The sequence below is a fragment of the Nocardia sp. NPDC051900 genome (genome assembly GCF_044452545.1).
GTDB classification, from domain to species: domain Bacteria; phylum Actinomycetota; class Actinomycetes; order Mycobacteriales; family Mycobacteriaceae; genus Nocardia; species Nocardia sichangensis.
The window spans coordinates 346,249-359,277 of the sequence record NZ_JBITBU010000004.1 but is presented as its reverse complement, the minus strand read 5'-3'; the positions used below and the strand labels follow the sequence as shown (position 1 = coordinate 359,277).

General features: G+C 68.4%; 11 protein-coding genes. 7 read left to right on the top strand and 4 right to left on the bottom strand.

Features of this window, described 5'->3' with window-relative positions; translation table 11 throughout:
- Nucleotides 1-2 precede the first annotated feature (2 nt).
- Nucleotides 3-416 (bottom strand): YciI family protein, encoded by a 414-nt coding sequence (locus ACIA5H_RS08690; protein ID WP_355075219.1) that lies wholly within the window; start codon nucleotides 414-416, stop codon nucleotides 3-5.
- Between the two features lie 155 nt (nucleotides 417-571).
- Between ACIA5H_RS08690 and ACIA5H_RS08685 the strand changes: the two genes are divergently transcribed.
- Entirely contained in the window at nucleotides 572-1,747 is a 1,176-nt protein-coding gene (locus ACIA5H_RS08685) for a serine hydrolase domain-containing protein (protein ID WP_397074915.1), read from the top strand.
- Nucleotides 1,748-1,801: 54 nt separating this feature from the next.
- On the opposite strand, the gene ACIA5H_RS08680 is transcribed toward ACIA5H_RS08685, so the two are convergent.
- Together ACIA5H_RS08680 and ACIA5H_RS08675 are read right to left on the bottom strand one after the other, a co-directional pair.
- Nucleotides 1,802-1,927, bottom strand: a complete 126-nt coding sequence (locus ACIA5H_RS08680) for a hypothetical protein (RefSeq protein WP_379253801.1) — start codon at nucleotides 1,925-1,927, stop codon at nucleotides 1,802-1,804.
- A 183-nt stretch (nucleotides 1,928-2,110) separates the two neighbouring features.
- Entirely contained in the window at nucleotides 2,111-5,296 is a 3,186-nt protein-coding gene (locus ACIA5H_RS08675) for a carboxyl transferase domain-containing protein (RefSeq protein WP_397075054.1), read from the bottom strand.
- A 55-nt stretch (nucleotides 5,297-5,351) separates the two neighbouring features.
- Between ACIA5H_RS08675 and ACIA5H_RS08670 the strand changes: the two genes are divergently transcribed.
- Both ACIA5H_RS08670 and ACIA5H_RS08665 read left to right on the top strand, forming a co-directional pair.
- Nucleotides 5,352-5,960, top strand: coding sequence for a TetR/AcrR family transcriptional regulator (locus tag ACIA5H_RS08670; RefSeq protein ID WP_379253802.1), 609 nt, complete (start codon nucleotides 5,352-5,354; stop codon nucleotides 5,958-5,960).
- Between the two features lie 197 nt (nucleotides 5,961-6,157).
- The gene (locus tag ACIA5H_RS08665; RefSeq protein ID WP_397074912.1) at nucleotides 6,158-6,310 is read left to right on the top strand and encodes a hypothetical protein; all 153 of its coding nucleotides are present in this window, start codon (nucleotides 6,158-6,160) and stop codon (nucleotides 6,308-6,310) included.
- Between the two features lie 154 nt (nucleotides 6,311-6,464).
- On the opposite strand, the gene ACIA5H_RS08660 is transcribed toward ACIA5H_RS08665, so the two are convergent.
- Nucleotides 6,465-6,956 (bottom strand): GyrI-like domain-containing protein, encoded by a 492-nt coding sequence (locus ACIA5H_RS08660; protein ID WP_379253804.1) that lies wholly within the window; start codon nucleotides 6,954-6,956, stop codon nucleotides 6,465-6,467.
- Nucleotides 6,957-7,128: 172 nt separating this feature from the next.
- Between ACIA5H_RS08660 and ACIA5H_RS08655 the strand changes: the two genes are divergently transcribed.
- The 4 genes from ACIA5H_RS08655 (at nucleotide 7,129) to ACIA5H_RS08640 (ending at nucleotide 12,452) form a co-directional block, all read left to right on the top strand.
- Nucleotides 7,129-7,785, top strand: a complete 657-nt coding sequence (locus ACIA5H_RS08655; protein ID WP_379253805.1) for a TetR/AcrR family transcriptional regulator — start codon at nucleotides 7,129-7,131, stop codon at nucleotides 7,783-7,785.
- Between the two features lie 175 nt (nucleotides 7,786-7,960).
- A complete protein-coding gene (locus ACIA5H_RS08650) occupies nucleotides 7,961-8,443 on the top strand; it encodes a nuclear transport factor 2 family protein (protein ID WP_379253806.1) in 483 nt (160 codons plus the stop codon).
- 785 nt (nucleotides 8,444-9,228) lie between these two features.
- Nucleotides 9,229-10,698, top strand: a complete 1,470-nt coding sequence (locus ACIA5H_RS08645; RefSeq protein ID WP_397074909.1) for an NAD(P)/FAD-dependent oxidoreductase — start codon at nucleotides 9,229-9,231, stop codon at nucleotides 10,696-10,698.
- A gap of 50 nt (nucleotides 10,699-10,748) precedes the next feature.
- Complete coding sequence (locus ACIA5H_RS08640; RefSeq protein ID WP_397074907.1) at nucleotides 10,749-12,452, top strand: 3-deoxy-7-phosphoheptulonate synthase; 1,704 nt, start codon at nucleotides 10,749-10,751, stop codon at nucleotides 12,450-12,452.
- The last annotated feature ends 577 nt before the right edge of the window (nucleotides 12,453-13,029 follow it).

Here is a 13,029-nt window from a genome sequence, read left to right as displayed (position 1 = left end):
GGTCAGCCGAATTCGGGAGCGGCTTCGGCGATCGGGCGCACATCGGCGTAGACCGATTGGAGCACGTGCGCGGGAGCTGGGCACTTGTTGAGTTCGGCCGCGATCTCGGTGGCGCGGTCGAAGCTCTCGCATTCCACGATCCAGAATCCCGCGAGCACTTCCTGGGTCTCGGCGTAGGGGCCGTCGGTGACGAACGGCTTTCCGTCCTTGATGCCCAGCCGCCTGGTGTGTACCGGCTCCGCAAGTCCCCGGGTCTCCACGAGTTCGCCCGATTCCTCGAGCTTCTTGTTGAGTTCGGTCATGAACTGGGTCAGTGCCGCGAATTCCTCGGCCGTCCACGCCGGCTTGCCCGTGTCCTTGCCGACCATGCCGTCATAGTCCCGCTGCGAGGCGTAGCTCAGGATCATGTATTTCATGGCGATTCCTCTGGGTCGTCGGCGCCCCGGTGGCGCCGCTCGTCTGGAACGTCGGAGCCGCTGACCATTCTCGGACATCGCGGTGGAAAAAACTTCTCGATGGTGGTCACCAGGCCGGATGCTCTGCTCGGCCGCGTCATGACATGCTGTCCCGCATGATCATCAAGGGAACGGCCGCCGCCGGCTACGAGGCCGTGCGGGAGGCGTTCGCGGCCAATTTCACCGAGCAGGGCGACGTCGGCGCCGCGGTCTGCGTGTACCTGGACGGGCGGCCGGTGGTCGATCTGTGGGGCGGAACGGCCGATCCCGATACCGGGCGACCGTGGCAGCGCGACACCTTGCAGCTGGTCTATTCGGCGACGAAAGGCGTCGTCGCCACCATCGCGCACCTGCTCGCGCAACGGGGCGAACTCGATCTCGACGCTCCGGTGGCGCGCTACTGGCCGGAATTCGCGGCGGCGGGTAAGGCCGACATCCCGGTGCGCTGGCTGCTGACGCACCAAGCGGGCCTCGCGGCGCTGGACAAGCCGGTCGAACTGGGTGACGCACTGGCCTGGACGCCGATGGTGGACGCACTGGCCGCGCAAGCGCCGAATTGGCCCCCCGGCACCGCGTTCGGGTATCACGGGCGCACCTACGGCTGGCTGGTCGGCGAAGTGATCCGCCGCGTGTCCGGTCGCACGCCCGGCCGGTTTCTCGCCGAGGAGATCGCGGGTCCGCTCGATATCGACTTCTTCATCGGCCTGCCACCGTCCGAGCAGGCCCGGGTCAGCCGCTTGGTATTCGCGCCCGCGCCCGACTTGACCGCGGTGCCCGAGGACGCCGTTCCCGAGTCGCTGCGTCCGCTGCTCGCGGCGATGCGTGATCCGCAGGCCCTGGTCAATCGGGCCTTCCAGATCACCGACCCGGCGGACATCGACTTCAATTCACCGGCCGTCCAAGCCGCGGAACTGCCCGCGAGCAACGGCATCGGCACCGCCCGCGGCCTGGCGCGTCTGTACGCGGCGCTCGTCGGCGAGGTCGAGGGCACGCGCCTGCTCACCGCCGACACTCTCGCCGCTGCCAGCCGGGAACAGGTCGCGGGCACCGATCACGTCCTGATGCTGCCCGGCCGTTATGCCTCGGGGTACATGCTGCCCACCGCGGAACTGCCACTGGGCGGAGCCGCCTCGTTCGGCCATCCGGGCCGCGGCGGCAGTCTCGCGTTCGCCGATCCCGAACGCCGTCTCGCCTTCGCCTACGTCACCAACCACATTGTCGAAGGCGCGCTCGATCTGCGCGCCCGCAACCTGGTCGACGCGCTGAACGGCGCGCACGCGACCGTGCGCTGAGCGTTCGCTCCGCCGCGACGCGCGCGGGCTCACCCGGTCACCGGGTGCGGCGGTTCAGCGCACGGTCACGTGCACGTCGACGAGTCCGGCGAGCCGGTCGGCGATCCGCGTGGTCGTCGCGTCGTCACCGCCGAGTGCCACGCGCATCCGCGCCGTGCCGGTCGCTGGATCGGTGGTCACGGTCGACTCGTGGCAGGTCTCTCTGCCGTGGATGTGTCGCGGGCGTTGCCCGGCTCGCCCGTCCTCGATCCCGTGGTGAGGACGGACCGTCCTGCCACGGCGCCTGATAGGGCGCGCGTGCGGATCATGATCTCAACCCGGAGCGGGTGGCGGGTCGCGCCGGATCCCTGGCTGCCGTACCGGTCAGCGCAGCGTACGGATCCAGCGGCGCGTATCGGCCGGATCTATGACGTCGTCGACTTCCAGAACGGTGGCGGCGGTGAGAGCCTTGCCGTTGGCGTAGGCGAGCTGGACCAGGTTGTCGAACGCCTGCTGCCGCTCGCCCGGATCCTCGATGGCGGCCAGCTCTTTCGCGAACCCGAGGCGGACCGCGCCCTCCAGGCCCATGCCGCCGATCTCGCCGGTCGGCCAGGCGATGACGAACCGGGGAGCGCGGAACGAGCCCGCCGCCATGGCCTGAGCGCCCAGACCGTAGCCCTTGCGCACGATGACGGTGCCCAGCGGCACCGACAGCGCGGCGGAGTCGATGAACAGGCGGCTGAACTTCGTCACCGTGGCGTCCTTCTCCGCGTCGGGGCCCACCATGAAGCCCGGTGTGTCGCAGAAGGAGACGATCGGCAAGCCGTGCTCGTCACACAGACGTAGGAACATGCTGAGCTTGTCGGCGGCCGGAGCATCGATCGCCCCGCCGTGATGATGGCAGTCGTTGGCGATCAAACCGAACGGCCGTCCCTCGACCCGGATCAGTGCGGTAATGATCCCGGCCGCCCAGTCGCGGCGCAGCTCCAGCACCGACCCGACATCCGCGACGGCCTCGATCGCGGCACGAATATCGAACGCACGCAGGCGATTCTCCGGAACCACGTGCCGCGCCAGCCGCGGGTCCGGCGCGGTCCATTCCTCGATGTCGCCTTGGAAGTAGGCGAGATAGCGCCGCGCGGTGGCGACCGCCTCCGCCTCGTCCGCGGCCACGATGTGCACGACGCCGTTGCGACGCTGCACCTCGACGGGGCCGATGTCCTCCGGGGCGTAGACGCCCAGGCCGCCGCCCTCGATCATGGCGGGGCCGCCCATGCCGATATTCGCGTCGGGAGTGGCGATCACGACATCGCACATGCCGAGCAGCGCCGCGTTGCCCGCGAAGCAGCGTCCGGACACGATGCCGATCAGCGGAACCCGGCCCGAGAGTGCGCCCATCGCGCGGAAGGTGGTCACGTCCAGACCGGAGATGCCGGGATAGTCGGTGTCGCCCGGTCTGCCGCCGCCGCCCTCGGTGAAGAAGATCACCGGAAGCCGTTGTTCGCGTGCGAGTTCCAGCATGCGGTCGGTCTTGACGTGGTTGCGCATCCCTTGGGTGCCCGCCAGCACCGTGTAGTCGTAGGACAGCACCACCGCGCGCGAGCGGCCGGGACCGAATCGCTCGGCGCCGACGGTGGCCACGCCCGCGATCAGGCCGTCCGCGGGCGTGTTCGCGATCAGGTCCTCCGGACTGCGACGCAGGCGCTGGGCGGCCACCGCGAGCGCGCCGTACTCCACGAAGCTGTCCGCGTCGACGAGGTCGGTGATGTTCTCTCTGGCGGTGCGCCGCCCGAGCCGATGGCGTTTGGCGACCGCCTCCGGCCGGGCTTCGTCGAGCACTCCCCGTCGGCGGGCGTGGACTTCGGCGAGGTCGGCGCGCACCGCATCCAGGTCCACCGCGGTGTGATCCACGACCGCGCCCTCGTGCTCGGCGGGGACGAAGGTCAGCAGCGGCGCGTGCGAATCGACGACCGCGCCGATCGCCGCCACGTGGCGGCCCACGCGCATGTCCTGCTCGGCGCGCACCACGTGCTGCATCTTCATCGCTTCCAGCACCGCGACCTCGCCGCCCGCCGCGACAACGACGCCGGGCTCGGTGAGCGCGACCACCGTGCCACCCATGGGCGACCGCACCGCCTCCTCGTCGCCGTCCAGCGTCACTTCGGCGGCCGCGCTCTCTTCCCGGTCGGGCGCAGCGGGCACGACGACGGCTAAATCGTCCGCCCGCCGGACCAATTCGTCGACGTTCCGCTCGAACCACGTGGTCGGCACGACGCGGCCCTCCGACAGATCCGTCAAGATCGCGCGCAGCACGGCGATATTGGTGTCCACCCCGGTCACGACGGTCTCGGCCAGCGCGTCGGCGCACCGGCGCAGCGCGGCCGGATAGGACGGTCCGCAGGCGATGACCTTGGCCAGTAACGAGTCGAAGCGCGCGTCCTGCCGCATACCGGTGAACGCGGCGGTGTCGACCCGTACGCCGACTCCGGTCGGTGGCGCGAACCGGGTCAGCGTGCCGGTGCCGGGCAGCACGTCGCCGCCCGCGGTGACGGTTTCGGCGTTCAGGCGCGCCTGCACCGCGTAACCGCGCGCGGAACCGGGATCGGGGAGCGCGAGATCGGCCAGCGTGGCGCCGCGGGCGAGATCGCATTGCACCGCCACCAGATCGATTCCCAGAACCGCTTCGGTGACGGTGTGCTCGACCTGCAGCCGCGGGTTGACCTCGAGAAACCACGCCTCGTCGCCGCGCGCCAGGAATTCGACGGTGAGGACACCGCGGCAGCCGACGGATTCGGCGAGCCGGACCGCCCAGCGATGCAACCGCTCGCGCAACCCGGCCGGCAATTCGGGGGCGGGCGCGACCTCGAGCAGTTTCTGCTGCCTGCGCTGCACGCTGCAATCGCGGTCGCCGACCGCCGCGGCCACGGCTCCGTCGGTGACGATCTGAACCTCGATGTGCCGAGCGTCGGTGATCAGCGCCTCCGCGTAGACCGCGTCGTCACCGAATCCGGCCAGCGCCTCCGCGCGGCAGCGTTCGAACACCTCCGGGAGGCGGGCCGCGTCGCGCACCGCACGCATACCGCGCCCGCCACCGCCCGCCGCGGCCTTCACCATCACCCCGTCGGGATGCGCGGTGAGCAGTGCCCGTACCTCGGCGATGTCCGCGCCGCGGCGGCTCGCCGGGATAACCGGGACACCCGCGCGCTCGGCCGCCGCGCGTGCCGCGGTCTTGTCGCCGAAGATTTCGAGCGCTTCGGGCGACGGACCGGCGAACACGAGTTCGGCCGCCGCGCACGCCTTCGCGAATTCGGCGCTCTCGCTGAGGAATCCGCAGCCTGGGTGCACCAACGCGCCGGGGCCCGCCTTCCTCGCCGCCGTGACGACGGCCGCGACATCGAGGTAGGCGGAGGCTCCCACGCCGGGCAATGGCACGGCATCGTCGGCCAGCCGGACGTGCAGCGCGTCTCGTTCCTCGGCGGTATGCACCGCGAGGGTTCGCCAACCCCGTTCCCGGGCGGTACGCAACACGCGCACCGCTACTTCTCCCCTGTTCGCCACGACGACCTGCATGCCGCCCAGTCTGGTTGACATTGACGTCAACGTCAATATGAGTCACCATATCGGCGTGACCCAGTCCACCTGGTCGGTGCGCGCCGCGCGGGAGCGCTCGCACACCTCCCGGCACCGCGATCTGCTCGACGCCGCGACCCGCGTGTTCGCGGAGCGCGGCTACGACAACACCACCGTCGCCGCCATCACCGCCGAGGCCGGCGTCTCCCGCGCGACGATGTACGTGTACTTCGCCTCCAAGGAGGAGATCTTTCTCGCGCTGGCCGAGCGGGTGCGCGACGACTTCCTCGCTGCGCAGGAGCCGGGCATCGAGGATGACGATCCGCGAAAGATGTTGCGCGCCACCATCGAATCCTTCGCCACGGCGGTCGCCGCGGCGGGACCTCTGCTGCGCCTGATCGATGAGCGCGGATCCGTGGACCCCAAAGTGGCGGCGCTGTCCGAGGAGATCACCGAACGGCCGATCCGCCGCTTCACCCGGTATCTCCAGCGTCAACTCGACGCGGGCCGCATCACCCCGGTGGCGACGCCGCGGGTGATCGCGGAAACGATCGGCTACACCCTCACCGCGGGCATCCTCGCGCGTCGGACCGCCGACGAATCCAGCCGTGCGGAGTATCGCGACGCCATGGGAAAGGTCGCGGAAACCCTGCTCGGCCTGTAGCCCGTCACCGCCCGCGAGAGCCGTGCATCACGCATTCAATTGACTTACAGCGCGATTGAACCCGTCGAGCACCGCGTCCAATATGGCTGGACCGGGCGCTCCCCTCGGTTTGTCCCGTGGCTCCAGGGGTAGGCCGATTCGCGATAGCTCCACCCGGACCGGACACCCACGTCGACTTTTCCCGAGGAGAAGCAGTCATGAATCAGCCCTACGACACCACCGACAAGGACGACTCGCACGAAACCTCGAACGCGCGGGAAAAGGGCATTCTCGAAGGCCACTCCGAGAATGCCGGCAATCTGGCGGGCCCAGGGCCCCACACCGACCGAGACGAAGACCCCGATACGTGAACCCGCGAAGCCGGGCCGACGCGAGGATCAGCGTCGTGAGATTCCGGGACGCCGCTGGTCACGCGTTCGAAGCGAGGTCTTCGATTCGACGCCGTCCCGCCGAAGCTGCCGCCAACAGTTCGTCGGCTGCGCCGTCGGGCGGGCGCGGGTTCGATCATCGCTGCGCAACCGGCCAGTTCAGCTCGGTGCGCAGATCCGTGGGGTCCATGTCCGGAGCGGGCTTGGTCAGGTAGACCTCCCACCGCAGCGGCTCCGCGGCCAGTCCCTGCTCATCGATCCAGGCCCGCAGGTGTTCCCAGGCGGCAGCCAAGCCGTCGAATCCACCGGCGTGCACGATCCTCGCCACGCGGCCCGCGGGCAGGCAACCGGCCCTGACGTCGCGCTCCGGGCGCAGGTCCCGGTCGACCGCGAACCCCACCTCCAGGTCCAGCGCGGCATCGGACTCCGCCCGATACACGCAGAATGCCGGCCCCTCGATCGTCGCGCCTTGTCCGGCGACGACCTCCGGCAGGATCCGGAACGACCGGTCGAAGAAGTCTCGCAAGCCCGCGGGTGGGACACGGTCACGGATAACCGCCGTGGTGACCTCCGGGACATCGAGCAATTCGGGATCGGCCGTGGAGGCGGCAGCCAGGTCGTCGGTCATGATTCTCCTTGATCAGGTCACGGATACTCCATCACCAACGACGCCGTGACCGCCGGAAACTCATCGGTGCCGCCGTGCGCCGGGCCTCATGGTCACGGGCTCGAGCCGAAACAAGCGAAGCTTTGTACCAGCCGGTTCAATCTAATATTCGTCAGCGTACTAGACTGCGGGAGTGGCAGCAGTGACATCGCAAGCCGGACAGGCGGCTTCGCGCGGGCGGATCGACAAACGGCAGGCGATCCTGGACGCCGCGTTCGCGGTCTTCGCACGCCGCGGTTACGCGCAGGCGTGTGTGCAGGAGATCGCCGAGGCGGCAGGCGTCGCCAAGCCGACCATCTACAACCACCTCAACGACAAGGAAACCCTGTTCCGGCACACGCTGGCGGCCGCGGGCGACGCGGTGCTGGCCGAGAACCTGGCGGTGGTGGAACGGTTGCGCAACCCCGGCCCCGACTTGCGCGCCACGCTGGAGGACCTGGCGTACCGGCTGATCCGGGTCTGCTGCTCCGAGCGATCCCGGTCGCTGCGGTGGCTGACCTACGGGCAGGTCGCCCAGTTCCCCGACCTGATCGACATCGTGGTGAGCCGCACGTCCGACCAACTGGCCGATGCGCTGGCCGATCGGCTGGCGCGCCTGTCGCTGTCCGGCCGCTTGCGCGCGTGCGACCCGGCCACCGCCGCGGAACAGTTCCTCGCGCTGATCACCGGCCCGATGGAGGGCCGCTCACGGCTGGGCACGCGCAAGGTCTCCACCACCGAGATGCGCGCGGTCGCCACGACGGGGGTCGACACCTTCTTGCGCGCCTACGAAGCGCCGGAAAACTCGTGAGCCCGTGGCCCTTCCGCTTCGACACGGCATTCGCCTCCACCGTCGACGCGCAGGAGCGCACCGCAGCCGCCACACCCCGGTGAGAGCCGCAGCGCACCCGCGAAGTCCTGCTGCCGCCGAATTCGACACCGAACGACTCACCGTGCGATACCTTGTCGCCGGGGAAAGGACCGACGTGACCGGCGCACCCGAAGATCTGCTCGCGACCATCGAAGCCGAGCGGGCGATCTACCGCACGTTTTATCACTTCTTCCGACTCGCGGACACCGGGGAGAGCGAACGTTTCGTCGAATGTTTCACACCGGACGCGCTGATCGAGTACCGGATCATGCCCGGCCCGGTGGTGCGCTTCCACGGACGCGACGAGTTCACCGCGTACATGAGCCGCGCGCCGAAATCCCAGCGCGCCATGGTGGCGCATGTCGCCGGGCAGGCCACCATCGAGTGGACCGAGGACGGCCCGCTGCTCACCGCCTACGCCACGGTATGGCATTGGTTCACCACCAGGGAATTCGCCGACACCAACCGCCCCGCGGACTGGACCACCATCGGCCTGGTGCAGGACAGATACGAGAAATACGACGGCGAGTGGCTGATATCCCACCGCGACGTACGGCCCGTCGCGGGCCGGGTCGCCGCCGGACGCGGCCCGGCCTGAACTCGCCCCTTCTCGCCCATTTCCCGGCACTTCGCCGCCTTCACGCGACGCCACACCGACTTCTGTGATCGCGAACGCCCGTTCCCGGATGACTTGGCGGTCGTGTCGCCGTTCGCGCCCGCGCGATGACGGCTCGGCGCACGCCACCGAGTTCGCCCATCGGAGTGTCACAACCACCGACACCGCGAAATTCTTTACCGCGCAGGTCAGAAGGGTCGGCAAATCCGCCGCGCCACAATGCCGTCCGCTCGCCTGGACCGTCGCCGGGAGTTGGCCGAAGCGGAGACCTGGTCACCAACGCGGTAACTCTTGGTGAACGATTCGTGCAACGCGAGGGTCCGCCGTATCCTTGGATCCGTTGGGAAAGAGGGGTGATGACCGAACGACCTATGTCATCGCCGCCTACCCTGACCTCCACGTTCCCCGCCGCGATCGCATAGCGCTGGCGAAACACTCCCTCCCGCAACGGTTTCCACAGACGATGCGATGTCCACCATCTTCGGCATCGCAGCTCATGCCCAGTGACGACAGTCCAGCGGCAAGGTCTCCTGCGGGCATTTTGGCAACCCTTCAGTAACCCGCAGGCGGATAGACCGATGGTTGCCAAATAGCTTGTATCTATTGAGGTTTGGCTATCAATTGCTACAATCGAACCGTGCACCGTTAGTTTAGCTAATCAGTGGCAAAACTTGATTCGGACGCGTCGAAGACCGCGGCTCGCCCGGAGTCCTTCCACCACTGAGGCGGGCGCACGATCCGTTGTCGGCAGTTCCAGGGAGTTCGCTATGGACAATCCGCATGTTCTGGTCATCGGTGGCGGCCCAGCCGGGTCCACCACCGCAGCCCTGCTCGCGAAATCGGGGGTCCGGGTGACCCTCCTGGAACGAGATAAGTTCCCGCGCTACCACATCGGCGAGAGCCTGTTGGCTTCGGTCCTGTCGACCTTGCGCGTCTCCGGCGCCTACGACTCGGTGGCCGCCCACGGCTTCCAGATCAAACGAGGTGGCCACTTCCAGTGGCAGGACGACAACTGGTTGCTGGACTGGTCCAAGCTCGTGGACGCCGAGGCCTGGTCCTGGCAGGTCCAGCGCGACGTCTTCGACGAACTGCTGCTGCGCAACGCCGCCGAGCAGGGTGCGCGGGTGATCGAGCAGGCCACGGTCACCAACGTCCTGTTCGAGGGCGACCGGCCGACGGCCGTGGAATGGACCGTCGACGGTGACGACGAAGTGCACACCACCGAGATCGACTTCCTCGTCGACGCCTCCGGCCGCGCGGGCGTACTGGCCAAACACCAGGTCGTCGATCGTCAGCAGCATCCCGCCTTCCGCAACGTCGCCGTGTGGTCGTATTGGGAAGGCGCACACCTACATCCGGACAGCCCGGAGGGCGCGATCAACGTCGTCTCCACGCCGGAGGGCGGCTGGTTCTGGAACATTCCGCTCTCGAACGGCCGCCACAGCGTCGGCTATGTCGTCTCGGCGCGCAAAGCCGCTCCCAAACTCCGCGAACTCGGCCGAGAGGCGTACTACGCACAGACCATCGCCGACAGCGCGGCGATGAGCAAGTTGCTCGTCGGTGCGCGGCAGGTCGCGGAGGTCAAGGCGGAGCAGGACTACTCCTACACCTCCGACCGGTTCAGCGGTCCGGGCTGGGTGGTCGTCGGCGACGCGGCCTGCTTCCTCGATCCGCTGTTGTCCAGCGGCGTGCATCTCGCGACGTACTCCGGCCTGGTCGCCGCGGCGGCGATCGCGACGATCCTGCGCGGCGAACTGAGCGAGTCCGCCGCGCTGGCCTTCTACGAGGACGCCTATCGCCGGGCCTACACGCGATTCCTCGTCCTGGTGTCGCGGATGTACGAGCAGTATGTGGGCTCGGAGGAGTATTTCGCGCACGCGGGCACCTTGACCACCGGGCACAGCGGCGACACGAAGCAGGCTCAGTTCACCGAGATCATGGCCGGCCTGACCGACATGGACGAGTCCTCGGGTGTGCAACAGCGCGCCGCGACCGCGACCATCATCTCCGCGGCCGAAGGTCTGCACGCGGAGTCGGCGAACCTCGAGTACATGGGCCACCTCGACATGTCCGTCGTGTGGGATCACTGGCGCGATCCGTTGGCGGACACGACGACCGGCCAGTTGCGCATCACGACCGAGCCGGTGCTCGGCCTCACCGATCGGCCGCGGACCGAAGCGGAGATCGCCGCCGTGGCTCGTCCCGTTCTTCCACCGACGGCTGCCACCACCCTTTAGCGCCGGTACCGGCACGGATTTCTCGTGACAGGCACGGCACGGAGCCGGTCGTGACGATCACGCACACCGGCCCCGAACCACCGGGTGATCGCCCGCCCGGTGGTTCGGGATTGCGCACCCCCGACGAGATCGGGCGATTCGACCACCCGCTGACCAGGATGCTGCTGGCGAGTGACGGATTCACCACCCCCGCGCTGGCGGCGATTCTTCGCACCGACCTGCAGGTGCGGGTATTGCGTCAGGACGACATCGCGGCCGGTCGGCTGCCGACCACGGTCACCGACGCTCTGGGGGTATCCGGTTCCGATCGCGTCATCGTCCGCCGCTCCTGCCTGGTCAACGCCGACTTGGTCACCGCATCCATCAATTACGTCGTCGCGGTGCGCGCGGGCGCGGCCGCTTCCGGTATGGACGATGTGCGGGTGCCGATCGGGACCGGACTCATCTCCCGTGGCGTATCCCAGCGGCGGCATCTCCTGCGGACCGGCGTGGTGCGGTGGCCGGACGGTCGCCTCTGCGCGGCACGGGCATACGTCATGACACTCGGGGATCGGCCGCTCTGCTACATCCGGGAGTCGTTCAACCCGGACGTCATCCCACCCGACCACGCCGCCACGGCCGGTGCCGATCCGCCTTGGGCCGACGAACCGGAACCCGCGCGGCCGGGGTCGTTCCTGGTGGCGAGCCGACTGTTCGAGGCGCACGAATTCCTGGGCAGCGTACAGCGGGGTGCGGACTCCGCAGCGCCACCCGTCCGCTTGCGGCATTCGCGGCCCGGGCCCATACAACCCCACGAATGTGAGGTCCTCACAGCGGATTTGGCGAAGGCAGCACGGGGAGATGGTTTCGTCCTGCACCTCGGTGGCCGCGACGACGCCTCTGCTGGAGCCGACACCAGAACGGTTGCCGCGCGCAGGGCACTGACGTACGCGGCGGCCGCGGTCATGACGCATGGGCTGGGAGCAGCGACGGTCACCATCGAACGAGCGCCCGGACGACACCACGGCGACCTCCGCGCTGTCGCGGCGCTCGACGAGTGGCCCGCCGACCGCTTGCCGATCACGCTGTGCGTGAACATTTTGCGCCGCGCCGCCGACCGGTCGCACGATCCGGTGCGACGCGACCTGCTCCGCGCGGTGAGCGGGCTGTTGCCCGTCGCCGCGATCGCACCGCCGGGCGCCAGTGAACTGCACAATTGGCTACCGCTGCTGCGCATCTCCCGCGAACCGGTCGTCCCGCCCGGCCAGGGACCCGACGAACGATGGTGGGATCGCTCGGCACACCTTTTGTGGCTCGGCGATCGGGCGGGGGCTCTCGCCCACGACCGAATGCGGGTCGCCATCCATGCCGGTAACCCTGTCGCGGTGGCACTCGGCTCCGCCACTACCCCGGACGACATCGAGTTCCTCTGTCGCACATTGAATCCGCGGAAAGAGCCGGGGCGGCTCACACTGGTCCCCCGATTCGGCGTCGCCCGTACCCTCGATACGCTTCCGTCCTTGTTCGCCGCGGCCGCCGCGTGTGACACACCGATCTGCTGGGTGTGCGATCCGATGCCGTCCACGCGCATGCCGCACGGCGGCGACTTCGGTGCCGACGATGTCGCCGACGTGATTCGCGCGTTCTTCGACACGTGCCGAACGACCGGCACCGTTCCCGGCGGCCTGCATCTCGAATGCGGCCCCGACCCCGTCGAAACGCTTCATCGCGTCATCGCCGCGCTCGAACTGCGGGCCGCCTGGTCACCGCGATGACACGAACTCCCGGCGCGGCGCCGACGGTCCGGTAACGAGAGCCGCGCCACCGCGGGAATCGTTCGCCGGGCACTCTGCGGCGCTCCGGGACTTCGCAGCGCTTGCACGAACAGCGCGGGTCGCAGCGGCGAGTGTCGGTGTGGCGATCGAGCGACGGATTTATTGCCAGCAGCGGGAATCGGATATCGAAGTCGGCGCTATATCATCACCCGGTTCCGTGGACATTGGGCTGCCCTTCTCGGTGTCTGGTTCGATGACACGGAACCGATCACCCATATCGCACAGACGGACAGCTGAGGAATCGAACGAGCTGTCCATATACGACCAGAACCATCGGTAAGTTAGAGATAGATGTTCGCTCTGGTTCTCGCAGCTGCGGATCGGCTACGCTATACCGCTGAGTAGCAATCCATCCGCGCGCGTTTACGGTCGACGATCACGCGCGGAGCCCGTCGCACCCGAGCTCGCGTGCTCGAATTTCGGAATAATTTCGATTCACTTGCTGGCCCAAGCGAATCCGTGGGATTCGCGATCGAACCGCTACACTTTCGTTATTCTTCGGAACGGGTACAGGTGA